This is a genomic window from Desulfocurvibacter africanus subsp. africanus DSM 2603 (assembly GCF_000422545.1).
GTDB classification, from domain to species: Bacteria; Desulfobacterota; Desulfovibrionia; order Desulfovibrionales; family Desulfovibrionaceae; genus Desulfocurvibacter; species Desulfocurvibacter africanus.
This window is the reverse complement of sequence record NZ_AULZ01000019.1, coordinates 20,672-46,542: the sequence shown is the minus strand read 5'-3', so window position 1 is coordinate 46,542 and position 25,871 is coordinate 20,672. Positions and strand designations below refer to the sequence as shown.

The 25,871-nt window shown below is 58.1% G+C and carries 19 protein-coding genes; 18 read left to right on the top strand and 1 reads right to left on the bottom strand.

Annotation, left to right across the window (positions count from 1 at the left end):
* Positions 1-12: 12 nt before the first annotated feature.
* The 10 genes from H585_RS0113580 (at position 13) to H585_RS0113530 (ending at position 12,445) form a co-directional block, all read left to right on the top strand.
* Complete coding sequence (locus H585_RS0113580; protein WP_027368213.1) at positions 13-1,194, top strand: XrtA/PEP-CTERM system-associated ATPase; 1,182 nt, start codon at positions 13-15, stop codon at positions 1,192-1,194.
* A gap of 5 nt (positions 1,195-1,199) precedes the next feature.
* Entirely contained in the window at positions 1,200-2,051 is an 852-nt protein-coding gene (locus H585_RS0113575; protein WP_211221631.1) for a glycosyltransferase family 2 protein, read from the top strand.
* Positions 2,052-2,058: 7 nt separating this feature from the next.
* The gene (locus H585_RS21520) at positions 2,059-3,189 is read left to right on the top strand and encodes a hypothetical protein (RefSeq protein ID WP_051183139.1); all 1,131 of its coding nucleotides are present in this window, start codon (positions 2,059-2,061) and stop codon (positions 3,187-3,189) included.
* Between the two features lie 4 nt (positions 3,190-3,193).
* Positions 3,194-4,477: an O-antigen ligase family protein gene (locus tag H585_RS0113565; protein ID WP_027368211.1), complete on the top strand. Its 1,284-nt coding sequence runs from the start codon at positions 3,194-3,196 to the stop codon at positions 4,475-4,477.
* Positions 4,478-4,539: 62 nt separating this feature from the next.
* Positions 4,540-5,652 carry a GT4 family glycosyltransferase PelF gene (pelF, locus tag H585_RS21515; RefSeq protein ID WP_051183137.1) on the top strand — a complete coding sequence of 371 codons (1,113 nt, stop codon included), beginning with the start codon at positions 4,540-4,542 and terminating at the stop codon, positions 5,650-5,652.
* 91 nt (positions 5,653-5,743) lie between these two features.
* On the top strand, positions 5,744-6,802 hold the full coding sequence (locus tag H585_RS0113555; RefSeq protein ID WP_027368210.1) for a radical SAM protein: 1,059 nt from the start codon (positions 5,744-5,746) through the stop codon (positions 6,800-6,802).
* 343 nt (positions 6,803-7,145) lie between these two features.
* Positions 7,146-8,375 carry a glycosyltransferase gene (locus tag H585_RS22600; protein WP_081678668.1) on the top strand — a complete coding sequence of 410 codons (1,230 nt, stop codon included), beginning with the start codon at positions 7,146-7,148 and terminating at the stop codon, positions 8,373-8,375.
* Between the two features lie 145 nt (positions 8,376-8,520).
* On the top strand, positions 8,521-9,417 hold the full coding sequence (locus tag H585_RS0113545) for a hypothetical protein (protein WP_211221630.1): 897 nt from the start codon (positions 8,521-8,523) through the stop codon (positions 9,415-9,417).
* Positions 9,418-9,845: 428 nt separating this feature from the next.
* A complete protein-coding gene (locus H585_RS0113540; RefSeq protein WP_027368207.1) occupies positions 9,846-11,141 on the top strand; it encodes a glycosyltransferase in 1,296 nt (431 codons plus the stop codon).
* A 635-nt stretch (positions 11,142-11,776) separates the two neighbouring features.
* Positions 11,777-12,445, top strand: coding sequence for a DVUA0089 family protein (locus H585_RS0113530; RefSeq protein WP_027368205.1), 669 nt, complete (start codon positions 11,777-11,779; stop codon positions 12,443-12,445).
* Positions 12,446-12,870: 425 nt separating this feature from the next.
* On the opposite strand, the gene H585_RS0113525 is transcribed toward H585_RS0113530, so the two are convergent.
* Positions 12,871-13,350 (bottom strand): nitrous oxide reductase accessory protein NosL, encoded by a 480-nt coding sequence (locus H585_RS0113525; RefSeq protein WP_027368204.1) that lies wholly within the window; start codon positions 13,348-13,350, stop codon positions 12,871-12,873.
* A gap of 764 nt (positions 13,351-14,114) precedes the next feature.
* Between H585_RS0113525 and H585_RS0113520 the strand changes: the two genes are divergently transcribed.
* From H585_RS0113520 to H585_RS0113485, 8 genes are all read left to right on the top strand, one after another.
* Positions 14,115-18,836, top strand: coding sequence for an SdrD B-like domain-containing protein (locus H585_RS0113520; protein ID WP_027368203.1), 4,722 nt, complete (start codon positions 14,115-14,117; stop codon positions 18,834-18,836).
* A 121-nt stretch (positions 18,837-18,957) separates the two neighbouring features.
* Entirely contained in the window at positions 18,958-20,229 is a 1,272-nt protein-coding gene (locus H585_RS0113515; RefSeq protein ID WP_161628427.1) for a multicopper oxidase domain-containing protein, read from the top strand.
* Positions 20,230-20,242: 13 nt separating this feature from the next.
* Positions 20,243-21,781, top strand: coding sequence for a multicopper oxidase domain-containing protein (locus H585_RS22205; protein WP_051183135.1), 1,539 nt, complete (start codon positions 20,243-20,245; stop codon positions 21,779-21,781).
* A 16-nt stretch (positions 21,782-21,797) separates the two neighbouring features.
* Positions 21,798-22,775 carry a multicopper oxidase domain-containing protein gene (locus H585_RS0113505; protein ID WP_027368201.1) on the top strand — a complete coding sequence of 326 codons (978 nt, stop codon included), beginning with the start codon at positions 21,798-21,800 and terminating at the stop codon, positions 22,773-22,775.
* A 111-nt stretch (positions 22,776-22,886) separates the two neighbouring features.
* Positions 22,887-23,414, top strand: a complete 528-nt coding sequence (locus H585_RS22200) for a hypothetical protein (RefSeq protein ID WP_051183134.1) — start codon at positions 22,887-22,889, stop codon at positions 23,412-23,414.
* A gap of 206 nt (positions 23,415-23,620) precedes the next feature.
* The gene (locus tag H585_RS22195) at positions 23,621-24,358 is read left to right on the top strand and encodes a nitrous oxide reductase accessory protein NosL (RefSeq protein ID WP_211221629.1); all 738 of its coding nucleotides are present in this window, start codon (positions 23,621-23,623) and stop codon (positions 24,356-24,358) included.
* A gap of 74 nt (positions 24,359-24,432) precedes the next feature.
* Complete coding sequence (locus tag H585_RS21495; protein ID WP_169432902.1) at positions 24,433-24,744, top strand: hypothetical protein; 312 nt, start codon at positions 24,433-24,435, stop codon at positions 24,742-24,744.
* Positions 24,731-25,867, top strand: a complete 1,137-nt coding sequence (locus H585_RS0113485; RefSeq protein ID WP_027368200.1) for an ABC transporter permease — start codon at positions 24,731-24,733, stop codon at positions 25,865-25,867. The genes H585_RS21495 and H585_RS0113485 overlap by 14 nt, the downstream gene beginning before the upstream one ends.
* Positions 25,868-25,871: the final 4 nt, after the last annotated feature.

Here is a 25,871-nt window from a genome sequence, read left to right as displayed (position 1 = left end):
CAAGAACACGACATGTACACCCAATACTTCGGACTTCACACCAAGCCCTTCGAGCTGCTGCCCAACTCCAGCATTCTGTTCCCCAGCAAGGCCCACAAGCGTGCACTCACATATCTCGACTACGGCATCAGGTCCAAGGCCGGCTTCATCCTGCTTACCGGCGAAGTAGGTTCGGGCAAGACGACGCTTATCCGGAATCTGCTTTGCCGGCAGAGCCAGGACCTTGTCGTTTCGAATGTGTTCAATACCCGTGTCTCTTCGGAGGATCTGCTGCGGCTGATCAGCGATGATTTCTCTCTGCCTAGCGAAGGCAAGGACAGGTTCACGCTCCTGCGCGGGCTCAACGACTTCCTTATCGAGCAATTCGCGGGCAACCGGCAGGCCGTGCTTGTCATCGACGAGGCCCAGAATCTCACGAAACAGGCCCTGGAGGAGATCCGGCTGCTCTCCAATCTCGAGACCGATCAGGTCAAGCTCCTGCAGATCATCCTCGTGGGCCAACCCGAGCTGCGCACCCTTCTCTCCGACCCAAGCCTTCTGCAGCTCAGGCAGCGCATCAGTGTCAACTGCCATCTGCGCCCCCTTAGCCAGGAAGAGACCTCGGAATACGTGTTCTTCCGGCTGGAGAAAGCCGGCAACCGCCAGGCCGTAAGCCTGTCCTCCGAAGCACTGAACCAGGTGCACGGGGCCTCCAGGGGCATCCCCCGGCTCATCAATATCCTCTGCGATTATATTCTGCTCGACGCCTTTGCCATGAAGACACGTGAAATCGATGCTGAACTTGTGCGCATGGTTGTTCAGGAAATGAGCTTTGAGACGATCTACTGGAGCAGTTCCGTCACCGATGTGCTGTCAGCTGACCATCCGCTTGGAGGCGATCTCCAGGAACCTGAGACTTCACGCGAGAAGCTCCAGGCAGTCCCCGCCAACCTGATCCAGCGCATCGACGGCCTGGAACGTAATCTCCAGGACGTTTCCGCGCTCCGAAAGCGGCTGGAAGAAGTCGAGACGAATCTTGGCAAGCTTAGCGAAACCCTGCGAAATGGGAGCGAACAAGCCGGCGGTGCTTTCCAAGCCCTCAGCCAGCGCCCCACCCTCACCACCATCCAGCGCTCTCTTCAAGAGCGCCTTGAGCCCGATGAGAAGCATCCCGCCGGCAGATGCAGGCTCTTCAGCGCCTTTTTCAGGGGTTAGCAACAATGGGAACTCTGCCAAAGGTAACCGGGCTTGATTGCGGGCGATCAATGCCCCTTCTCTCGTTCATCATCCTCACCTGGAACTCTGAGCAATATCTTCCCGGGTGTTTTGATTCCATTAAGCAGAAGTGCAATGCCGAAGGCATTGCTTATGAAGTGATTGCCGTCGACAACGGATCCAACGATGCATCGCCAAACCTCATCAACAGGTATGTCCTGGAATTCCCGGAAACCTTTCGGCTCATATCTCTCCAGAGGAATAGGGGCACTACCTATTCACGGAATCTAGGCCTGAAGTCGGCGCAAGGAAGCCATGTCTGCATCCTGGATTCCGATACACAGCTTCGCGATGGCTCTTTGAAAGCCGTCCTTTATGCCCTTGAGGCACACAAGCAAGTCGGACTCATAGCACCCCGTCTCCTGCTGGAGGACGGCACAATCCAGAATTCAGTCAAGAAGTTCCCAACTTTTTGGCAGAAGCTGCTCAAAATACCCAAGGTCGTCTTTGGACTCAAAATTCCCAATGTCGATTTTTATGAGGACTTTCCTTTTGCTACAGCCAGAGATGTAGATTCAGCCATCTCGGCCTGCTGGTTCCTTCGGAGGGATCTGCTGGATGAAATCGGGCTCTTGGATGAGCGCATCTTCTATGCGCCGGAAGACCTTGACTACTGTCTGCGCGTCAAGAGCGCAGGTAGGAAGATTATCTATTACCCAAGCCTGACCGTGCTGCATCATACCCAGCAGATCAGTCACAGGAGTCCCTTGTCGCGAATTGCGCTCAGCCATTTCCGAGGGCTCATCTACTACTTCCTGAAACATGGCGGATGGATTTGCCGTCCAAACTTCGGATGATTCGCCCATGACCATGAAAAAAATCGTCTCCACGCTGCACTGGCTGCCCCATTACCTTTGGCGTGGGTGCATGCGCAATCTGATCCGTAAGCCGTCAAGGCCGAAGTACGTACACTTCTGCATCTGCGATCACTTCGAACCCTACTGGAACAGGTCCAGCGGCACAGTCGCCAGGAAGCGGATCCAGAAATGGATAGACGAGTATCCGAAGGTCGCAGACAGGCACCTGGATTCCAAGGGTGAAGTCCTCAAGTACAGCTTTTTCTATCCAGAAGAGGAGTATCGCGTTGAGGACATGAACGCCTTGGCAGAACTCTGCCATGTTGGCTATGGCGAGGTCGAGGTCCATATTCATCATGATAACGACACGGCGGACAATCTGCGGAGGACTCTACTCGATTACAAGCGCCGGCTGCATGAGAGGCATGGGCTCCTTTCCATCGACAGGATGTCCGGAGACATTGCGTACGGCTTCATCCACGGCAACTGGGCTCTCGACAATTCCCGGCCGGACGGCCGCTGGTGCGGGGTAAACAACGAGATCTCCGTCCTGCTGGAAACCGGTTGCTATGCGGACTTCACCATGCCTTCCGCCCCGTGCCCAACCCAGACCCGCAAGGTGAACAGCATCTACCGGGCCATTGATGACCCAGCCAAGCCCAAGTCGCACGACTGGGGGGCGGATGTCCATGTCGGTTCCGGAAACGAGGGATTGCTCATGGTGCAGGGCCCACTGGGGCTGAACTGGTCGCGGCGGAAGCTGTGGCTGCTGCCGCGCATCGATGACAGCGGGCTCATGGCGTCCAACCCGTTGAGCAGGGAGCGGGTGCGCATATGGCTGGCCCAGGGCATCCATGTCAAAGGCGCGGAAGAGCACATCTTCGTCAAGCTCCATGCCCATGGCACCCAGGAAAGCACCCTGCGGATGTTCTTCGCGGACAAGGGACTCGAAAGGCTGCTGGCCCAGATTTCGTCGGAAGTCCGGGAGATGGGAGCGGAACTGCACTTCACCAGCGCGCGGGAAATGGCGAACAGCATCCTTGCCCTGGCCGAGGGAAGCCAGGCGGCTCCCGGCACTTTGCGGGACTGGCGCTATCAACGCCCAGGCGCTTCTGTGCTGAAAGTTGCGGGAGCATGATGCAATGCTGTTCCTTCTGCTCTGTATCTATATTTCCCTCTATTACATCCGGCCATTCGAGTGGTCGGAATCCCTGCAGGGCATTCCGATTTTCCTCAGCCTTGGAGTGATCTCCATCCTGGCAATTCTCGCGGCGCTGCTGAGCGGCAAGGTCAAGCCTTTCAAATACAAGACGGATGCAATGATGGCAGGCTTTGTCGCAGCAATCGCCTTTTCGCATTTGATCAGTGGCTATGTCGGTGGAGTCGTCGATTCCATTTCCAATTTCCTGCCTTCGATCGTTGCATACTTCCTTGTAGTGTATGGCCTGGATTCAAAAAAGAAGATTCACGGCTTCGTATTTCTGCTTACCGTGCTGACGTGCTTCCTTGCCTATGAAGCATACGTGCAGTCAGTGCAAGGCATGACCCACGGTGGGATGCTGCCGTATATTCAAAGCCAGATGGGGCCCGATGGCCTCAAGATAGGCATTCCCCGGGCGCGCTGGTTCGGTCCCTTCAACGATCCCAACGACCTGGGCCTTGCCCTGGTGCTGCCGGTCGCCTTCCTGCTCGAACGGCTTTTGAGCCGGAAATACCTGCTCGCCGCCCTGTGCCTGCCACTCCTCCTGTTCGGGCTCTACCTGACAAACTCCCGGGGAGCCATGCTTTCGCTGCTGGCCTCCGTGTTCACGTTTCTGGTTCTCAGGTACCGCAGCATGAAAGGCGCCGTATTGGGAGTGGCGCTTGCCGCCGTACTCCTCCTGCTGGGCCCGAGCAGAATGGAACAGCTTACCGGTGTGGACGAGTCGGCTTATGGACGAGTGGAGGCATGGCATGAAGGCTTTCAGATGTTCAAATCATCACCGCTGTTCGGCGTCGGGAAGGATATGTTCACGGAGTTTCATCCCATCACCGCCCATAACACCTACATGCTTGTTCTCGCCGAGCTGGGCGTATTCGGATTGTTCTTCTTTATTGGTCTCTTCTACAATAGCATCATTATTGGCAAAATGTATCTGCAAGGCAAGTTGATGCCAACAGAAAGCGACGCCAGTGAAGGAATGCTGTGCGCCGCACTGGGAAGCCTGGCTGGCCTCATGGTGGCAATCACATTCCTGAGCAGGGCATACATTGGAACAATCTATATAATGATTGCCTTTGCGACAGTCATTGCCTCGAACTTCGAACAGGAAGCAAAGAGCCAGGAGCACAGCCTGAATGCAAACAGGAGACAGATTGTTCCTATCCTTGGCGTGGTTGCCTTTGTAATCGTCGGCTTCAACATAGCCATAAAGATACTGATTTAATATAAACTCAGTCATACAACACAGGCCCCAAAATGCTCCTCGAGCACTCACAAGGAAATGTCATGAATATACTCCATATTGTGCTGGGCCTGAATATTGGCGGCCTGGAGCGCCTCGTCCTTGATCTTGTCAGATTCAGATCCAGAGACATCAATCCCACCATACTGTGCCTGGAGAAAAAGGGCCCTCTGGGTGAAGGCATCAACGACATACGGATCATGGAGCTGGGCAAGAAAGATGGCTTCGATTGGAAATTGTTTACAAGAATACGCGATATTGCAAAGGAAGGCAGGATAGATCTCATACATACACACAATCAGGCGGCCCACATATACGGCTCTATAGCCGGTCTCATCTCGGGAATACCGGTTGTTCACACCAAGCACGGCCGCAACAGGTCCGAGGATAGGAAAGCGACATGCCTGAACAGGCTGTGTTCCATGCTTTCAAGAAAGGTTGTGACTGTATCCGTCGATTCCGCTCAAGTCAGCACGGTAATCGAAAATGTGCCAGCGCATAAAGTGACGACCATCCACAATGGTATCGACATCGACGCATTCTCAAGTCTTTCCCCCTCGCGGAGCGCCAGCCCGGCCGTAAACATAGGCATCGTCGCAAGGCTGGTGCCGGACAAGGATCATCTCACCCTGCTGAGGTCATGTAAGATACTCGCCAGGGACTTTTCCAATTTCACACTCTTTCTCGTCGGCGACGGCCCCCTCAGAGAGGGCCTGCAGGCCGCTGCCGTGGAGCTTGGAATCGCCCGGAATGTACGTTTCATGGGCTTTCGGCACGATGTCGCAACTCTTCTGAGAAGCTTCGATATCTTTGCCCTCTCATCCGTCACCGAAGGTCTATCCCTAACTCTCCTGGAGGCCATGGCCTCGGGCATTCCTATTGTCGCCACTGATGTCGGCGGGAACTCGGAAGTCGTTGTGCATGGGAAAACCGGCTTCATCGTCCCGGCGCAATCACCCGAAGCGTTTGCGGATAAGCTGCTTCTTCTTTCCAAGGACAGCAAGCTGAGGGTTCAGATGGGAAACGCAGGCAGGAAGCGAGTTGAGGAAAAGTTCAATATCCGCATCACTGCAAAAAGGTATGAAGCCCTGTACCATGAGATAATCAATACTCGTCTCTGGAGACACCTTGCTCTGGCTGCCAAGTCCAAACATTGATGACAACAAGTGATAGCATAGCGGAACACATGGAAGCCTGACTGTGTTGCAAGTAATGTAGAATATACATTTAAAATAGCGAGAATCGACCATGGATACGTTCAATGGAATCCAAAGGCTGCATATGTTCATGGGCTGGCAGTGCAATGTCAGGTGCACAATGTGCTATCAGACAGACTTCAGTGATCGCTTCAACATGTCTCCAGAAATTTACCGAGATGCCCTCAAAGAGTACTGGCCGCACATGAAAAGGGTCAAGATTCATGGCGGTGAGCCAACCATCATGAAAAATTGCATCGATCTGGTGGATATACTGACCCATTACGAGAACCCCAAGTTCTCAATCTCCACCAACGGCGTCGTGCTGGGCAAGTTCTGGAAGGAATCTCTCCTGAGCAATGGCGAGGCAATAAATTTTTCAATCAATGCCGCCAGAAAGGAGACCTATGACCAGATAGTCAAGTACGGCAACTTCGACAGGGTCCTTGGCAATATCGAGAACCTCGTATCAGCCAGAGGCACTGGGAAGAACTCGCTGACAATCACAATTTCCACGGTGGTTCTGAAGAACAACATATTCGAGCTCGATGAATTAATTCACCTTGCCCACAAGCTCGGCGTGGACGGCGTGAAATTCGGCACTGACAACTACCTGACCTTCAACAGCAAGGACAAGCGGGAACAAATCCATCGTGCGATAAATGCGGCTTTCGACGCTGCCGCAAGCACGGGATTGATGGTGGAAGGGCTGGGTTCGTTGAGTCGCGGCTACGGGATGAATCTTGACGGCAAGAACCTGCCGCAAGAGCTGCTTGCGTCAAGCAAGCCCAGGCAGGTTTGTCCGATTCCCTTCAAGAGCCTTGCAGTTGACGCTGACGGCACAGTTAGGCCTTGTTGCAATACGTGGATCAAGGCTGGCAATCTCAATCGTGAGAGCATGGAGTCAATCACACATGGAAAAGTACTCAGGAACTACCGATCCAAGCTGAGCAAGGGAGACTATTCCTGGTGCATTCCCAATTGTCTCGACAATCCACGGCCTTCCAAAACAGCCATCATTCGCAAGTACGTCAGCTTCTTCCGGGACGATCCAGTGCGTTTTCTCACGAAGGTTCGTCGCAAATTGGCGTTCAAGGCAGCCAGCCTGTAAGACAGTATGCCATGAGGTGGTCAGCACATGCCGAGAACAGGCTTATCGCACGTATGATGAACGGCTCAAAGCATCTGGAGGCTGCCCACCTCTGCCGGTTGGCGGCCTCCAGCACGGAAGCCCGCAATATAATCACTCATGTCATGCGCTGCACTTTCCGTGCGGCCCAAGCAGCAAGGACAGCCACCTTGAACTGCCTGATTGAACTATCCAAAAGAATAAACAGAGCATTGCCATTTTTATGCAAGCGATGATATACAATAGTGGAGTGGAGTTCCAGGCTTGACTTGGAGCATAAAACATCACGGAAGGCCATGCGGCATGGCCATTGTATGGTTGCGTCATGAAGAACAAACATCTTCTATTCATCTCAAATCTCTTTCCAAATCCGGCTTATCCCAACATGGCCACCTTTAATCATCAGCAGGTAACATCCTTAAGTAAATTTTATGACATAGATGTCATCGCTCCAGTTTCCTGGCTGGTCAAGATAAAGCATCCATCAATTCCTGCTTATAGACTGGAGAATGGCCTTTCCGTACATCACCCGACCTATTACTACCTGCCTCACTATTGTCGATCATGGCAGGGCCAAGCCTACTATTTATCCATCAGGAACGTTGCCAGGAAAATAATAAGTAAGCGCAGTTGTGATATAGTATATGCGACTTGGCTCTTCCCCGATGCCTGGGCAGCGGAAAAGATTGCTCAGGAATTCAATTTGCCGCTCTACATCAAAGCCCACGGCACAGACGTTAATAGACTGAATAATGATAGAGCCTCTCGCCAGGCACTTGCTGTGGTGGACAAGGCGGAACGAGTGATCTGTGTAAGCAAGGCTTTGCAGAGCAGGCTTGTCCAGCTAGGGTCCTCCCCTGAAAAGCTTGAAGTCCTGCATAATGGCGTAGACCGGACTGTATTTCATCCCATGCCCAAGGAAGAAGTTCGAGCGCATTTTGGAATTGACCCAAAGGAGAGGCTCATACTTTTCGTTGGGAACCTGAAAAAGGAAAAAGGCCTCAGGGAACTGCTCCTGGCCTTTCATGTTCTTGCCAAAAAAGTTTCTGGCTTGCGCCTTGTGATCATTGGAGCAGGCCCATATGAGAAGAAGCTGCGTCAGCTATCAACGAAACTGCAGCTTTCCAATTCTGCTACCCTGCTGGGCAGTCTCCCACTGCCTTCGATTGCCCAATGGATGAATGCTGCCCACGTCCTTTGCTTACCAAGTTACAATGAAGGCGTACCTAATGTTTTACTTGAAGCGCTTTCCTGTGGCACAAAGGTGGTAGCTACCAATGTGGGTGGAATTCCCGAACTTGCTAATGGACATGGTTTGCTGGAACTAGTCCCTCCAAAATCCATTGAACTCCTTGCGGTCGCACTGACAAAGTCTCTTGTATCGAACGATGAAACTGAATCGGGAGTACATGTTACATCTTGGACTGAAAATGCTTCCAGACTTCACTCCATTCTATCTCATTCCACACCAAGATACAAAGAGCAGTTCCTAGAACTTTCTATATATCGACAACAACAGGTAAAGACGACCTTCAATCAGTACCCTGGAGCTTAACCACCGCCTTGGCATGTAGCTGCCCTATGCACTCGGCAACCAGAAGGAGCATGTTGTGGTTAGAATAGCCTCACTTTCAACGTTGGTCTTTGCTTTGGTCTTATTCTCTCATGCTTTGCCCATCTCTTCAGCAGGGCATCAAGCCATGGCAAAAGGTATTCTCTTTCCACCAGACAACATCTGGAATGCACCGGTTGACGGCCTGCCTACCGATCCCAACTCGGACGCCTACATTGCTGCTATTGGCGCGGATAAGCACCCTCATCCCGATTTCGGTTCAGGCGAGTGGCCGCGCTGGTCCGGATCCCTGATTGGTATACCTTACATGGTCGTACCAGGGAACCAGCCCAAGGTGCCTGTGAGCTTCAGGAATTCAGATGAAAGCGACCCCGGGCCCTATCCGATACCGGACAATGTCCTTGTCGAGGGCGGGCCGGATGGCACGGGGGATCGCCACATTCTCCTGCTCGACCAGGACAATTCGATTCTCTACGAACTGTACAATGCCAGGCTCCAGGCCAATGGGAGCTGGTATGCCTACAGCGGTGCGATCTTCGACCTGAAGTCGCACGACCTGCGGCCGCGAGGCTGGACCTCGGCCGATGCCGCCGGCCTGCCGATCCTGCCGGGACTAGTGCGCTATGACGAGGTGGCTGCCGGCGAGATACGCCACGCCCTGCGGTTCACAGCTCCCAAGACTCAGCGGGCATATGTCTGGCCCGCTCGGCACTACGCTTCGAAGCTAAGGGATCCGCAATACCCTCCTCTGGGTCAGCGCTTCCGCCTCAAGGCAAATGTCGACATCTCCAGGTTCTCGCCCGAAATCCAGGTCATCCTCCGAGCGCTCAAGCGATACGGGATGATCCTGGCGGACAACGGCTCGGCCTGGTTCCTCACCGGCGCGCCTGACGAACGCTGGGACAACGACACCCTGCGTGAATTGAAGCGGTTGTCCGGTCATGATTTCGAGGCCGTGGACGTCTCTTCGCTCATGCACTCCCCCAATTCCGGGCAGATCAAGCAAGCGCAGGCCGGGCAATAGCTGCTCATTGTTTATAAAGCAGAGATGGAAACCTGCAAATCATGAGTCAGCCTGGAGGCAAGCCTTATGAATCCATACACACGTAGCGGGGATCAAGACTACAACGCTTTATCAAACAAATGGTGAGGATGCAAATAGCGGCAATGGTATCTCTTTATAGGGTTAACTCGCAACCCTAAGCGCGCTGCTTTTAATGATCGTGTTCAAGCTACATGCAACGACATTTGATTTCTTAAGCTGACAAGGGCATAAAATGCTTGACCATCCTGCCATATCAATCCTGATATAACGCTATCTAACAGGGTAGCAATTTCCATGTGTGCATGTCTGCATACGATTATCATCACCTTGCTGCATGAACTACAGCGTATACATCTCTTGTCATGAGCTTGCTTCAGGAACCTAAAGCCCCCAGGGAGCAATCCTCCATGTCCAAAAGGGTTCTCATTGTTACCTACATCTTCCCCCCTGCAGGGGGCGCAGGTGTTCAACGTGTCGCGAAGTTTGTCAAATATCTACCGAAATTCGGGTGGGAGCCAATTGTACTTACGGTGGCCAATTCTTCAGTTCCTTTGCTGGACAGGAGTCTGCTCAAGGATATCCCACCAGATACAATTATCCACAAGGCCGCCACCCTGGAACCTCCGTACGCGGTCAAGCAATATGTATCTTCAGGCAATGGGAACAAATTCGCTTCCCTGGTTCGGTCAAAATTGAAGAACCTGGCAAACACATTTCTCCTACCCGATGTTCAAGTGCTATGGTGGCCGAATCTCTCGATTCACCTCGTCAAACTTCTAAAACAGAATCAGATCGATTGCGTTTTTTCCTCCGCACCTCCCTTTTCAACGCTGGTACCAACCGTATTCATAGCTAATAAGTTCAAGTTACCCGTAATTATTGATTTTAGGGATGAGTGGTCATTCACGCGTACTAATTTTGAAAACAGCATTAAAAGCCCCATTGCCTGTAAGGTTGACAAGTTCCTCGAGGAATACGTTGTCGCAAACTGCAATCTATTCACTGCAGCAACCCAGAGCTATATCGATTCCATTTGTGCCAAATACCCTTCGGTTGATCCAAGCAGGGGGATTTCGATCACCAATGGCTTTGACCTGGATGACTTCTGCTCAACAGGCAACTTTGCTGCAAAGGATAAGCTGGAAATCGTCTATACCGGGACCATCTGGAAAGCGACATCACTTGAAAAGTTTTCCACCGCGCTCCTGAATATTGCCAAGCTGAAACCTGAACTTGCCGACCAGCTCAGGCTGAGGATTGTTGGACGCATCGTTGGAAACGAACTCCAACACATATCGGCTCTGAAATCCTGCATCGACGTTGAAATCACCGGCTATCTTTCTCATGAGACTATAATCAACATGGCACTCAATGCAGACGTTCTTCTTTTGACTCTCAGCAATCTTAGAGATTCACATAAGATTATACCAGGAAAGACTTTTGAATACATGGCAACAGGAAATCATATCTTTGCCATTGCTCCAGACGGAGAGACCAAAACAATCATCGCAGAAAACTACCCAAATGCAACCTTTGCGGATCCTGATTCGGTTGAAGATATACAAACGAAGCTTGAGTACTTGTTATCGACCATCAGGACAAAACCTCAGTCCGCATGCTCTGGGATATCATTTTTTTCGAGAGAAGCCCTTACTCACAGGCTGGCGGATGTGCTTGACACGGCCGTAAGCGGGAGCCTGTAACCTTCCTCGTTTAGAGCCAATCCAAAATTGATGCCTTCGGCGCGTTGTAAACCTCCCAGGGCCAATATCTCGTGGTCACAGTCAGTGTGCTCTCAACCAAGCAGAGGTGGACAAACCTGATGGAATGGTCCGTGAGCGCTTCGGCGATCCTGGGCACCCAGGTGGCCGAAAGACCGAGGATCGCGGCCACGGCATGGGCCGTTCTAGCGCGGCCGATAGTCAAGGCCGCAATGGACTGCAATTACTATTAAGTTTCTGAGATTTGGGATTGCTCGTCAGGGATTTTGGAGATGCCGCGGAAACCGGAATTGGTGCGCATGCAAAAAGATTTGTGCACACGAATCGCGGGATGCGCGTGCGCATGCACGACTCTCGATCGGGCGGTTTCCAAGGAACAGAGTGAGGGCCTGAGGGAAAGGAAATACGACACTGTCGGCGGGTTTTACAGTTTTATATAGCCGAAAGGACAAACCTTTCTGGATAAGCCATGTCGGTCGCCTTTACATCTCACCGTGAGCGCCAGCCCATCAATCATCTTAATATGCCATTATCATATAGTATTCCCGTTATGGACGGTTATTTGCTCTAAGCGGGCAGGATGCAGAACGACATAACGACAATGGAGTGAGGAGGCTATGAAAAGATCAGGGGTACTGCTCGCCGCTTTTGTGTTCGTCATTCTTAGCTATGGCTCGGCCTTTGCTTTGAATTATTCCTTTGCTGGCAACTTCGTGTATGATGACGATGTGCAGATGTTCTCATTCAGGCTTGATACACAAAGCGATGTGACTCTCAAGACTTATTCCTATGCCGGCGGAACAGATGCCGCAGGCAACATCATCGCTCGCGGTGGATTTGACCCGGTGCTGGCTCTTTTCAATTCAGCCGGGGTCCTGCTTGATATCAGTCTGGATGGATACTATCCCGAAGTTGAAATGGACAGCGTGTCCGGCCAGTACTGGGATGACTACTTCACGGCCCTGCTGGATCCGGGCATCTACTTCGTCAGTCTGATGCAGTACGACAACCTTCCTGTAGGCACCAATCTGGCGGACGGTTTCGTCAGGGAAGGACAGCAGTACTTCACCAGGGATTTCGCCATTGGCGACGACTCGGGCAACTTCTATGATACGTCCGGCATGTTGGGTAACGCGCGCGACGGCCATTATGCGTTCGATATCCTGAATGTGGCCTATGCGACCGAAGGAACCGACATTGCTCCCATCCCGGAGCCCTGCACCATGGTTCTTCTCGGCGCCGGCCTGGGCCTGATGGGCTTCGTCCGCCGGAGGCAGACGGCCTAAGCGCAGTCTGACCTTGAGCGAGAAGTGAGGCAGAGCCGGCAAGGCTCTGCCTTTGTTTTTTTATAGAGCATTTTGCTTTTGAAAATGCTCTGCAAGCCATGCGTTAGCATGGCTTGCTGCTAGCTTCGGCGTAGGCGCAATTCACTTGCGCCGTCAACGCCGGAGCGGGCGTCTTAAAAGCAATCTGCTCTAATAGGGCCAAAATGATCACGCAGTCCCCGTACCATTCGTACCCCGTATAGAGACGATCCGCATGAAAGAGGCCTCGCCGTCCCTCCTTCCGAACAGATCTTCACGAGCAATGGCCGGCCGAGGAATGGCCACCGCACGTGCCTGAAGCCGGTCAGGCCATCCGACATGGGCTTATTCGGGAAGCCCGCTTGGTTCAGGCCAGGGCGCGGTGGTCCGACACAAGGGCTGGAGTTCTAATCCAGTTCCCTCAGCAGGGCTGGAGTCACCTCTTGAAACAGGGTGATCCTCTTGCCCTTGTGGTCTCGCCGAAACGTCTCGGCCGCCTCTCGCGTCATGAGGGGGATCAACTCCCTGCCCATGGGTCCCAGGACGTCGCTGTCCAAGACGAAGAACGCCCTGGAGGCATCCAGTGGAGCCAGGTCGTAGTACTCGGTGACGTATGCCGCCGCCACATCGTCCCGACCCATGCCCGGAGCATATTTAGCCAGGTCGAGCAGATACTTGAACATGTCCTTAGCGCCGTCGAAGTATGCCACCTTCCCATTCTTGAAGCATACCCGTGCTGTCCAGTCGGGATACTTGTAAACGAACATGCCGCAGACCGGACACTTGTCTCGCTTGGATGGGGTCGAGGAAGCACACTCGCCGCCCGAGGCCGGGCCGGGTGTGCTGACGATCAGTAGGGCCAGGACGAGAAACAGTCCTTTGCTCATGCGATGCCTCCGCGAGGGGGTTTGTGCTTGGAATGACAGCCCGTGACATGATTGGAAGATCGCCAGGCAATAGGCGAGCATGCGAAGTGCGCAGTTCAAGATTGCGTGAGCGTAATTTTTTACCGCACAACTGACATGGTGCACCAGTTTCTCATCCTTGTTGAAGATCATGTGCCGGTGATTGCGCCTTCCCAGGAAACAATTACCCGGCGGAACAATCCTGCAAAATGTACATGCCATGGCAAAGAAGACCTCAGTGCATGCGCACATCTTTTCCGCGTGGATTCCCCGGTCACATGAGAATTTACGCATGGCTTTCATAATTGTGCTTCTAGCCTCTAATTGATCTACGTTTCAAGTAGGAAGTGGGAAAGGGTTGATGCGGGGTGCCTTGCATGATCGTTGGAGGGGAAGCTCTCAGTTAAATAATCAGCTGAATTCAATAAGCCAGGCTGGCACGCCAGACTTGCTGCGAAGAAACGGAAATGACCTTTATATAGGACGTTAACGGGAATTTATGTATTGGATAAACCTAAGAATACTTATGTTAAATAATATTATAGGCGCATTATAACAGATATTTGTGGTGTTAGTCTTTCCAACCAGGAGGTGGTGCGATGGAGGGCATGGGTTTTGGGCAACGATTGGGAGTGCTGAATTTTAGAGCACTTCTCTTCTGTATCGTATTGATAGGTGCGCTATTGTCAGCGGGCATAGCATCGGCGGCACTAACCATTAACATAGAAGATGATGCCGGACTTCCCGTGACCGGCTTCCGCTGGCTGATCGAGGAAGACAACACGGTGCAGACAGAGCCCGGAGCGCCTGCTTATCCAACCATCGGCACCTCCATCCATAAGAGCCATGCGACGGTTGTGGAAACTGGCGAGGAGAACGGCAGCAGCGTGAGCGTGGATGTCGACAGCGGCACGCCTTACGTGGTCTCCGTGCAGCCCTATACGGGCTACTCCATGGGTGGCAAGACCGTGACGGCCGGGCAGACCGAAGTCACGGTAGTGGTCCACAAATATCCGCTGCCCACGGCGCAGATATCCATCTTTGTCTTCAACGACAACGCGCCGATCAACAACGCGCCCGATGCGGCTGAGCCGGGGCTGGCTGGCTTCAAGATCCTGCTGGATGACACCGCCGGCCAGCAGGTCAATGACGCCTTCGGCAACCCGCTGGGCACGACTTACAAGAAGGTCGGCGACACATGGGAAGTGGACGTGATCGGCCCGGGCTATATCACGACGGATTCCCAGGGTGAGGCGCTCATCCAGTTTCTGGTTCCCGGCAAGTACGGCCTGCGCGCCATCGCTCCGGCCGGCCAGTCGGGAGACTGGATCCAGACCAGCACCATCGAGGGCACGCCGACCATCGATGCCTGGGTCAAGGCCCGGGAGCCGCGCGTGTTCGTCGAGGGTTTCGGCACGGGCACGTGGCACGTCTTCTTCGGTTTCGTGAGCCCCGACGAGCTGCCCTGGAGCGCTGCCAACGGCGGCATCCCAGCCACGCCCGCTGATCAGCAGGCCTCCATCTTCGGCGAGGTCAACTACAACCACTTCGCCCAGCCGCCCTTCCTGCAGGGCTTCCACAAGGGTACGGCGGTTCCGGGTTGCTGGGTCGGCCTCAACGACCCAGCAACCGGCGATGGCCTCATCGTCCAGCAGTGCACCACCGGCGCGGACGCGGACGGTATCGAGCGCTCCTATTTCAATTTCAGCAACATCCCGGCCGGCACCTACGAGCTGGTGACCTGGGACCAGGATCTGGGCGCCTTGTTCGGCTTCCAGACTATCGTGGTCAATCCGGGGGTCAACAACATCGGCAACCCGCCAGCGCAACTGGCTTCCCTGGATATCCTCAACAACAAATGGTTCGGCGAGCTCGAAGGTTTCGTGTTCTTCGACACGAACCTGAACGGGTTCAAGGATCCTGGCGAGCGGGGCATGTCCGACCAGGCGGTCAACATCCGCTACCGCGACGGCTCCATCTACCAGGCCCAGACCACGGGGCCCCAGGGCGACTACGCCTTCACCCAGGTCTTCCCGTTCTTCAAGTTCCTCGTGGTCGAGGTGGACTTCGCCCGCTACAAGGCCACGGGCATGACCGCCGTGGTCGACTTCGGCGGCGCGGTCCCGCCCATCGACGAGTTCCCCTACGACGCCAAGCGCACCCCGCAGGTGCAGGCGGACGGCACGTTCTACCGCACCGAGACGGGGCCTGTGCTTACCCAGGCCATGCAGGCCTTCCTGGGCCAGTACAACCGCATCGACTGGGGCAAGAACAACTACCTGGCCAGGGAGAACGGCGGCCTCTCCGGCATGATCTTCTACGCTTACACCAGGGCGGAAGATGATCCTCAGTTCGCCGTGGGCGACACCTGGGAGCCGGGCATACCCCGCGTGCAGGTGGCTCTCTACAAGGATGCCAACAACGACGGCATCATTGATGACCTGGACGGGGACGGCAAGCCCACCCTGGCCGACGTGGACAACTACCCTCAGGGCAACTTCCCCGGTCTCGGCGGCGAGGATATCGACAACGGTACCGCCGGCGTTTTCGACTACGGCGACGCCGTGCAGATCGTCTACTCCGACAGCTTCGACGACAATCTGCCCGAGGACTGCATCTGGGGCCGGCCCATGCCCATCGTGGACGGCGCGCCCATGCCCGATGGGACGTGCATCGACAACTTCGGCGTGTGGAACCAGGTGCGCCCAGGCCTGTTCGACGGCGGATACGCCTTCAACGATCACTTCCCGACGGGCATGGCCAACGTGGACGTCGCGACCGTCGAGCCGGTGGCGCTCACGGCCGGCTACTACATCGTGCAGGCCGCGGCCCCCAAGGGCTACATCCTGCAGAAGGAAGAGGACAAGAACGTCGATTTCGGCGACGAGTTCGAGCCGTCCATGATGGCCCTCGCCGCCCCCATAGGCTCGCCCGTCTGCGTCGGCGAGAAGCGCGAGGTGCCTCCCTTCCTGAGCATGCAGACCGGGGGCGGGCTTGGCCTTTATCCCCTGCTCGGCATTGACGAGGGCGACCTCATCAGTGCGCCGTTCGCCGGCGACACGCGGCCCCTGTGCGACGCCAAGCAACTGCGCGTCGGAGGCCCGCTCAACGCGGCCGCCAACTTCCACTTCTTCACCATGGTGCCCAAGGCCGCGCGCGCCGTGGGCTTCGTGAACAACGACCTGGGCGCGGAGTTCGACTCCACGAGCCCGATCTACGGCGAGAAGCCCTCTCCCAAGTGGATTCCCATCTCCTTCCGCGACTGGACCGGAAACGAGGTCGCGCGCACGTACACCGACGAGTTCGGCGCGTACAACGCCCTCGTGCCTTCCACCTACACCAACAACGTGCCTTCACCCATGGGCATCTCGCCCCAGATGCTGACCGTTTTCCTGAACCATCCTTGGCTGGCCGGCGCGAACGGCGCGAAGACCTTGGATCCGCATTACGATCCCGACTATAGCCAGATGGCCTGGACCTTCATGTACTACGCCGGCCGGTCGAGCTACCTCGACACACCGATCCTGCCGGTGGGCGCCCACGTGGGCTACCCGAACTTCGGCGTGGACGTCGAGCCCGAGGACGGCACCCCGGTCATCGAGATGGTCACGGGACCCAATCAGACCGGCCCCGTGCTGCGATTCAACGGCGCAAGCCTGTTCATCACCTCGGCTGGCGACACATACGTCGCCAATCCCGACAGCTCTGACCGCCCCGAAGAGGCGGACGAGCCCAAGACCATCCTGCGCGACTTCGGTTTCGGCTGGACCAGCGGCCAGGTCACCATCGGCGGGGTCCAGTTGGAGGTCAGGAACTGGAGCAACGACCTCATCGAGGTCAGAGCGCCGACCCTGACCGGATTGTCCACGGGGCAGCTCGCCGTGCAGCGCGGCGACAACGGCAAGTGGTCCGAGCTGGGCGTGACCGTGCACGTCGCTCCCAGGCAGAAGATCGTCTATGTCGGCGAGGGCCCCTACGTGGACGGCCGCGGGCCCATCCAGAGGGCCATCGACGTAGCAGCCGAGGGGACGCTGATCATCGTGCGCCCGGGCGTCTACGAGGAGTCGCCCATCGTCTACAAGAACGTCCAGTTGCAGGGCTTCGGCGGCCATTCCACGCAGATCTACCCGTACCCGGATCCGCTGGACAAGCTGGCCGACTGGCACGCCAAGGTCGCGGCCCTGGTGCAGGCGGGCGAGATCGTCGACATCGGCAACGGCAAGCCCCTGGCCCTGTCGTTCAAACCCATCGAGATGCCCGGCTTCCTGGTCCTGAGCAACGCCTACCGGACCACCGGCACAAGGCCGCTCGTCAATCAGCGCCTCATCGACGGCTTCCATATCACCGGCTCCATCTCGGGCGGCGGCATCTCGGTGCCCGACCTGGGGCATTACCTGCGCATCAGCAACAACATCATCACCGGCAACCAGGGCGTCCGGGGCGGCGGCATCGTCGCGGGCATCCCCGACAGCCAGCGCACCAACCCGAACATGGCAATCCGCTACAACAAGATCGTCAAGAACTCCGGCCGGGCTTTCGGCGGCGGTGGCGTGGTGATCTACGGCGGCGCCAGCAATTACGCCCTGGAGAACAACCGCATCGCGGGCAACTTCGCCTCCTGGAACGGCGGCGGCGTCTGCCACTTGGGCCTTTCGGATAATGGCTCGATCAAGAACAACAAGATCCTGTTCAACGAGATCTTCTTCGGCGGCCAGGTCGGCGGCGCGGGCGGCGGTATCTTCGTGGCGGGCGAGGCCATCGCGGACCCGCAGGGCGACGGCTCCGGCGACGTGAGCATCCTGGGCAACCTGATCCAGGGCAACCTGGCCGGGTCCTTCTCCGGCGGCGGCATCAGGGCCGTGGACATCAACGGCGTCGATGCCCTTTCCACGCCCTGGAAGCTGAGCATCGCCGACAACATCATCGTCAACAACGTGGCTGCGTACGACGGCGGCGGCATCTCCCTGCAGAACGCGGTGAACGTGGAGGTCGTGCACAACACCATCGCGCACAATGACTCCACCGCTACGTCCAGGGCCGCATTCCTGCCTGGCCAGACCACGTCCAACCCACAAGGAGCGGGCATCGTAAGCCACCCGCTCAGCACGGCTCTCGCCGATGCCAGCGGCCAGGCCTACGTAGACCCGCTGCTGAGCGAGAACATCATCTGGGAGAACCGCTCCTTCAGGATGAATACCGCCATCGGCACCGGCCAGCTCGAGTTAATGGGCTTCCACGACCTGGAGGTCGCCGGTGGCCTGGGCTACGCCCTGCACCCGCAGAACTGTATCCTGACTGACGCCTCGGCCTACCCGGGCGAGGGCAACGTGTCCACGGACCCGCTGTTTGCGAAGGAGTACTTCAATGAGCTCCTGTTCTCGGTGGTCATCGATGAGGGCGGCAACAATATCTCGGCCCGCTTCCATCCGCTGACCGAAGGCGCAGGAGGCTACCACCTGAAACCCTAGCAGCCGTGCGGGCGCCAGGGAGCGAACGAGGATACCGACTGAAGAAGCATTGAGAAACTCAACTCACAGGCCCCCTCCTGCCGGGATGGCACCCGGCAGGAGGGCACACGAGGAGAAGCCCATGAGAAACCGTTCTGAACCTAGGTACATGGCCATCCTTGTAGCAGCGCTGCTGCTCCTGCAGATGGCCGTGGCCGCCCATGCGGCCGTGCACGTCCAATGTCCGGGCGACGGCAATGGAGACGCCGACCTCCTGGACCCGGAGGACACGCCTGATCCCAATAGGCAGGTGCGCTGCATGCACTTGGCGGCGGGTGACGGGTACACGATCATGGCCGACGGCAAATCCCAGTACATTTTCGGGTTCGCCGACGCCACGGGCATGGCGCCGGAGGATGCCATCAACAACATGCAGATGAAGATGGTCTTCCCGGCTCCGACCATCGCCGTGGACGAGGGCGACGAGTTCTACCTGACCCTGACCAACGTGGGCATGGTCAACCGGCCCGACCTCTTCGACCCGCACTCCGTGCACTGGCACGGATTCCCGCAGGCCGCGAGCGTCTTCGATGGCCTGCCTGAATCGAGCTTCGGCATCAACATGATGTCCAGCCTGACCTACTACTACAACGTGGTCGAGCCCGGGACCTTCATGTACCACTGCCACATCGAGGCCGTGGAGCACATGCAGATGGGCATGTTGGGCAACCTCTATGTACGTCCGGCCCAGAACCGTCTGCCAGGCGGAACCATGCTCGGCAGCCACAGGCACGCCAATCCCGACTACAACCTCAATCCGAGCCTGGACGATCCCCTGGTCGGCCACAAGTACGTCTACAACGACGGGGACGGCTCGACGCGCTATGACGTCGAGTATCCCATCATGATGGGCGGCTTCGACCCGGCTTTCCACGATGCCAGCGAGGAAACCCAGCCCCTGCCCTTCGCGGAGATGAAGGACAATTACACCACCCTCAACGGCCGCGGATACCCGGACACGGTGATCGAGGCGGCGCTCGTCAACAACCCGCCCGCGCCCTACGAAGCTTATAACGGCCAGCCCATGAACGCCCTGATCAAGGCCACGCGGCCCCAAAAGATCCTTCTCAGGCTCATCAACCTGAATATCACGCACTTCTGGACGTTGCAGTCCTTGAGCCTGCCCATGACCGTGGTCGGCATCGACTCCAAGCTCCTGCGTAGCGCGACGGGCGAGAACCTCTACTACAAGACCAACTCCGTGACCCTTGGCGGCGGCCAGGCCATGGACATCATCATCGACACCAGGGGCGTCCCTCCCGGGACATACTTCCTCCACGCTGCCGACATGTATCTCCTGAGCAACGACAAGCAGGACTTCGGCGGCATGATGACCGAAATCCGCATCGAATAAGGGGAGGATAAACATGAACACACAGCGCGCACCACTCATGCACCTGACCGCGCTTGCGGCGCTCCTGCTGCTTCTGTGCGGGACCGCCCAGGCCAAGATCGACGGCATACCCGGCAACACATTCAACCTGCGGGCGAGCGACGGTTATATCTACACCGGAGAAGGCAACGCCATCTACGTGTGGGGGTTCGGTGACCAGGCCGGGTACATGCAGTACCCCGGCCCCACGCTCATCGTGCGTCAGGGGCAGACCGTTCAAATCAACCTGGACAACTCCCTGAATGAGCCGGTGTCCATCGTCATTCCTGGCTTCCAGGTCACGGCCACGGGCGGAACCGAGGGGCCCATCACCAGGGAGGCCGCACCCAACGGCACCGTCAGCTACAGCTTCGTGGCCGACAAGCCCGGCACCTTCATCTACCAGAGCGGCTCCAACCCGGCCCTGCAGATCGAGATGGGCCTCTCGGGCACGCTCATCGTCCGGCCGGTGGACTTCGATCCGGTTAACAACCGCATAGCCTATCCGGGCGTGGAATACGACCACGAGTACCTCTACTTCCACAGCGAGATGGACTACCGCATCCATGAGCTGGTGGAGTTCGGCCAGAATCAGCTGGTGGATCAGACGACCTACTTCCCGTACTACTGGTTCTATAACGGCCGTACTTCGCCGGACGTCTGGTCCGATGCCGGCGTGCCCTGGCTGCCCAGCCAACCATACAACTGCGCGCCCAGGATGCATCCCAACGAGAAGATGCTCCTGCGCGTGGTCGGCGGCGGCCGCGATCCGCACCCGTTCCACCATCACGGCAACAACGGCCTCCTGGTCGCCCGCGACGGCATGCTCCTGGCGAGCGCTCCAGACGCAGGGCCCGACCTCGGAGTGTCCCGCTTCACGCAGACCATCATGCCCGGCGGCACCCTGGATGTGATTTTCGATCCCTGGAAGGGCGCCGAGCTCGGCTGGGACGTGCACGACCACGCCATCACCGACGCCATGAAGGACTACGAGTCCTTTGGAAGCGGGACTCTGGCCCGGGTGCTCACGCCCGCGCAAACGGTCCTGACCGTGCCTCCCGCCCTGGCCGAGAGCATGCCCCAGAACCGCCAGTTCCGCGCCGTCATCTGGACCGGAGCATCGCTGGAATCCGGCGAGCGCGAGGTAGTCATCCTGCGGCGCAGGAACAACGGGCTGATCAACGGCAATGTCGGGTTCCACATCCTCAAGCGCGGCCTGGAGGGCACCACGGCCCTGCGGTGGGTCATCGGCGCGAACGTGACCGCAACCTACCATGGCGCGCCCTTCCCGGTGACCCTGCCCGACCAGAAGGACCTGACCTTCGGCTTCATGTACAGCGGCAGCCCATTCCTGGGCGCCATGGGCCAACTCCCCCCCGGCGAGGGCGGCTTCAACGTGAACAACGGGCTTGCCTTCATGTTCCACTCGCACAACGAAAAGGAGATGACCAACAACGACATCTTCCCGGGTGGCATGATGAGCATGATGATCGTCGAGCCCGAGGGCGTCGAGATCGAGCAAAACTTATACTGACGAGAGGGTGGTAGCCATGAAAAAACTTGCCAGACGCTTGAGTCTGCTCCTGGCCTCGGCTCTGCTCGTGGCGCTCGCCGCAGGCCAGGCCTTGGCCATCGACGTCACGCTCTACGCCGGCGCCTACACCAAGACCATGCCGGACGGCCGGCAGGTGGCCATGTGGGGCTACGGGCTTGCTCCGGGGCAATACTCGTCGCCCGGTCCGGTCATCGAGGTTCCGCCGGACCAGACGCAACTGCGCATTCGCCTGGTGAACAGGCTTCCCGAGCCGACGTCCATCGTCATTCCCGGACTGCGGGCCACCGGGATGACGCCGATAATGGCCGACGTCTATGGGGACGGCAAACCGCGGGCCATCTCTTTCGAGCGCATGGCCTATCCCAACAAGGCGTACCTGTACACGTTCAACAACGTGCGGCCGGGCACCTACCTGTACATGAGCGGCACGCATTCGGCCGTGCAGGTGCAGATGGGCTTGTACGGCGCGGCTAAGAAAAACGCGGCCGCCGGCCAGGCTTACGCGGGCGTGGCCTACGACAGCGAGCTCGTCCTTCTGTTCAGTGAGATAGATCCCGAGATGCATGACGCCGTGGCCAACGGCACGTACGGCACATCGGCCGTGCCGAGCACTATCGGCTATGCTCCGAGATACTTCCTCATCAATGGCGAGCCGTATACCTCCGACAGCCAGCCCCCGCTGATCGGCTATGCGGGCGGCAAGGCCCTGCTCCGCCTGCTCAATGCGGGATATGACATGCAGGCTCCCTCGCTCCTGGGCGGGTATGTGAGCGTGGTCGGCATGGATGCCAATCTGCTGCCCCATGCCCAGAAATGCTTCACCCTGGAGCTTGCGCCCTTGAAGACCCTTGATGCGCTGCTGGACCTGCCTGCCGAGGGGGGGCGGCTCACGCTTCTGGATCGGCGGCTGCACCTGGTCAACAACACGATGCCGGGACTGGGTGGCTTCTTCACTCACCTGTCCGTGCAGTAGGGCCCTGGTCAAGGTCGGACCGCAGTCCTCGCGGCCCGCGCCATGCCGTCAGACGGTATGGCGCGGGCCTAGGCGCATCTAAACGAAGTCAACAGAACCGGAGAATCGAATATGCCTGAGCAGCGCAGCCCTCGTTGCAAAGCCGTTCTCTGCCTGACCTTCTCCATGCTGGGTCTTGTCCTGGCCGGGTGTTCCGGCCTTTACACGGGCGCAGCCGGCGAGAGGGCGGAGCCTGCCGTAGCGCCGGCCAGCGGCTTGTACGCCGACATGCCCAGGCCGGACCTGCCCCAAGGCCTTGCCGACGACCTCGCGTCGCACTGGGGCGTGGAGGTGGTGGCCCTGCGCCACAGCGCCCACGGATACATGCTCGACTTCCGCTACCGGGTGCTCGATGCCGAAAAGGCCAAGCCTTTGGGCGATCGGCGTATCAAGCCCCAACTCATCGACCTGAAGAGCGGCGCCGTCCACATCGTGCCCGCTCCGCCGAAAATCGGCTCCTTGCGACAGACCTCGGCCGAAATGAAGGAGGGGCGAATCTACTACATCATGTTCGCCAACCCCGCGCGACGCATTCAGAAGGGAGACCGGGTAAGTGTGGTGGTGGGCGATTTTCGAGCCGACAACCTCCTGGTGGAATAGGCGGGCCTTGCAGCGCGGCGCGGATGTACCCGCGCGCCCAGCAAGTCTCCATGATTGCCCTTGCGCGAGCACGTTTTTCTAGTATGGTAAACAATGCGGCGTGAGATCGGCAATCCATGTCGGAACGTATGCATCACCGACACCACGACTGGAGACGCAAGCTTGAGGCAATCAAGGCAACCGAATTCCCAAATCCCGGAGATACCATGCGATTAGCGCTCATGATGCTGTGTGCGGCCTTGGCCATGTCCGTGCTCATCCCGACAGACCTGCCTGCCATCGGAACGGGAGAGGCGTACGAAGTTCCCGCCGACCTCAAGGACAAATGGACCGCGCAAGCCGCGTTTCTTCGGCAGGAATTCGACGTCTGCGCCGAGCACTGCGGCCAAGACGCCGCCTGCCTTAAAAAATGTGGCGACGCGTACGAACACAAGCTGAGCCGAGCCCATGGGACACTTATCTTTGACAAGGCCGTGGCCGAGGTGGGCCGGGGCGAGGCCGACTACAAGCTGCATCCCTCCTGCCCTCTGTGCGGCATGAGCCGGGAGAAGTTCGCCCACTCGCGCATGCTCGTGCAGTACGACGACGGGAGCGTATACGCCGCGTGCTCCCTGCATTGCGTGGCCATCGACCTGGTTGTGAACATCGACAAGGCCCCTGCTCGGATCATGGTTGGCGACCATGCCACCCGGCAGCTGATCGACGCCGAGAAGGCCGTGTGGGTCGTGGGCGGCAGCAAGCCCGGCGTCATGTCCGCGCGGGCCAAGTGGGCCTTCGCCGACGACAAGGCCGCCAGGGAGTACATGCAGGAGAACGGGGGCCAGATGGCTACCTTCGACGAGGCCATCAAGGCCTCCTTCGAGGACATGCACGAGGACACGCGCATGATCCGCGAACGGCGCAAGGCCAAACGGATGAAACAGGCCGAGGCTCCCCGGAGCTAGGCCCCAGGCCCGCGGCGGGCTGCCCGAGCGGCCCGCCACAGCCCCCATCCACCCATATTCACGGGAGAACCTCCGTGCGCAGGTGTCATGCATTCCTCCTACTCCAGCTCGCGGGGCTGATCATGCTCGGCGTTTGCCTGGCCGCGGGCCAAGGCTTGCCATGGGGCGAGCAGCAGCAGGCGCGGGAGCGCGGCAGGGCGCTCGTCGGGGAACTCGGCCTCACGGACCTGTGCCTGTTCACCGAGGCCAGGTACACGCGGCATCCCAGCCAGGCGGACCTGCACTCGGCGTTCCAGAACCACCCGGCGGCCCTGGACCAGTTCCCGTCCGGCGCCCTGGTGCGTCCCCCGATCCGGCTATGGGCGAGGCACCATGCGCTGGATTGAGCAACAGAGGAATTTCCTCGACTACACGCTGGCCTCCCTGGCCAGGCGCAAGGCCAAGAATGGCGTGCTCCTGCTGGCCTACGCCCTGGTTATCTTCAGCCTGGCCTCGGCGCTCTTCTTCACTCAGGCCATGAAGCGCGAGGCCGCCGAACTGCTGGCCGAGGCGCCCGAGATGGTCGTGCAGCGCATGCTGGCCGGCCGCCACGAGCATGTCCCGGAGCGGCGCATGGAGGATCTGCGCGCGATCCCCGGCGTGCGCGCGGTGGAGCCCAGGCTCTGGGGCTACTATTATAACCCGGCCTCCGGGGCCAACTACACGGTGCTGGCCAGGCGGGACTTCGCCCATGGCGACGGCCAGGTCCTCATCGGCGCGGGAGTCGCCCGCACCTGGCCCGGAGCAGGACAGGGCAAGCTCATTTTTCGCGGCCACGACGGCGGCCCGTTCGTGCTCGCCGTGGCCGGGACACTCGACGCATCCACCGAACTCGTCTCGTCCGACCTGATCGTCATTTCCGAGAGCGCCTTCCGCCTGCTGTTCGGCATGCCCTTTGGCATGGCCACGGACTTGGCCCTGACGGTGCGCAACGCGGGCGAGAGCCAAGTCATCGCCGAGAAGATCGTGCGCCTCTACCCGGACAGCCGGCCCATCCTGCGCGAGGAGATGTTGCGCACCTATGCCGCGGCCTTTGACTGGAAGGGCGGGTACATGCTGGTCCTGCTCGCGGGCAGCCTGCTGGCCTTCCTCATCTTCGCCTGGGACAGAGCCGCCGGCCTGTCGGCCGAGGAGCGGGCCGAGATCGGCGTGCTCAAGGCCGTGGGCTGGGACACGAGCCACGTATTATGCGCCAAGCTCTGGGAAGGGCTGGCCGTGTCACTGAGCGCCTTCCTGCTCGGCGTCCTCGCGGCCTGGGCCCACGTTTTCCTGGCCTCGGCGGCCCTGTTCGAGCACGCCCTCAAGGGCTGGGCCGTGCTCTACCCGCGCTTCGAACTCAGGCCGGCGCTGGACGCCACGCAACTGGCCAGCCTCTTTCTGCTCACCGTGCTGCCCTACACCCTGATCACCCTGGTCCCGGTCTGGCGAGCGGCCATCGCGGACCCGGATGCGGCCATGCGGCACGCCTGAGAGG

What these genes read in the sequence shown, in the direction of transcription:
- H585_RS0113580 (WP_027368213.1), top strand. Translation starts at nt 13, where the DNA reads ATGTACACCCAATACTTCGGACTTCACACCAAGCCCTTCGAGCTGCTG.
- H585_RS0113575 (WP_211221631.1), top strand. Translation starts at nt 1,200, where the DNA reads ATGGGAACTCTGCCAAAGGTAACCGGGCTTGATTGCGGGCGATCAATG.
- H585_RS21520 (WP_051183139.1), top strand. Translation starts at nt 2,059, where the DNA reads ATGACCATGAAAAAAATCGTCTCCACGCTGCACTGGCTGCCCCATTAC.
- H585_RS0113565 (WP_027368211.1), top strand. Translation starts at nt 3,194, where the DNA reads ATGCTGTTCCTTCTGCTCTGTATCTATATTTCCCTCTATTACATCCGG.
- pelF (WP_051183137.1), top strand. Translation starts at nt 4,540, where the DNA reads ATGAATATACTCCATATTGTGCTGGGCCTGAATATTGGCGGCCTGGAG.
- H585_RS0113555 (WP_027368210.1), top strand. Translation starts at nt 5,744, where the DNA reads ATGGATACGTTCAATGGAATCCAAAGGCTGCATATGTTCATGGGCTGG.
- H585_RS22600 (WP_081678668.1), top strand. Translation starts at nt 7,146, where the DNA reads ATGAAGAACAAACATCTTCTATTCATCTCAAATCTCTTTCCAAATCCG.
- H585_RS0113545 (WP_211221630.1), top strand. Translation starts at nt 8,521, where the DNA reads ATGGCAAAAGGTATTCTCTTTCCACCAGACAACATCTGGAATGCACCG.
- H585_RS0113540 (WP_027368207.1), top strand. Translation starts at nt 9,846, where the DNA reads ATGTCCAAAAGGGTTCTCATTGTTACCTACATCTTCCCCCCTGCAGGG.
- H585_RS0113530 (WP_027368205.1), top strand. Translation starts at nt 11,777, where the DNA reads ATGAAAAGATCAGGGGTACTGCTCGCCGCTTTTGTGTTCGTCATTCTT.
- H585_RS0113525 (WP_027368204.1), bottom strand. Translation starts at nt 13,350, where the DNA reads ATGAGCAAAGGACTGTTTCTCGTCCTGGCCCTACTGATCGTCAGCACA.
- H585_RS0113515 (WP_161628427.1), top strand. Translation starts at nt 18,958, where the DNA reads ATGAGAAACCGTTCTGAACCTAGGTACATGGCCATCCTTGTAGCAGCG.
- H585_RS22205 (WP_051183135.1), top strand. Translation starts at nt 20,243, where the DNA reads ATGAACACACAGCGCGCACCACTCATGCACCTGACCGCGCTTGCGGCG.
- H585_RS0113505 (WP_027368201.1), top strand. Translation starts at nt 21,798, where the DNA reads ATGAAAAAACTTGCCAGACGCTTGAGTCTGCTCCTGGCCTCGGCTCTG.
- H585_RS22200 (WP_051183134.1), top strand. Translation starts at nt 22,887, where the DNA reads ATGCCTGAGCAGCGCAGCCCTCGTTGCAAAGCCGTTCTCTGCCTGACC.
- H585_RS22195 (WP_211221629.1), top strand. Translation starts at nt 23,621, where the DNA reads ATGCGATTAGCGCTCATGATGCTGTGTGCGGCCTTGGCCATGTCCGTG.
- H585_RS0113485 (WP_027368200.1), top strand. Translation starts at nt 24,731, where the DNA reads ATGCGCTGGATTGAGCAACAGAGGAATTTCCTCGACTACACGCTGGCC.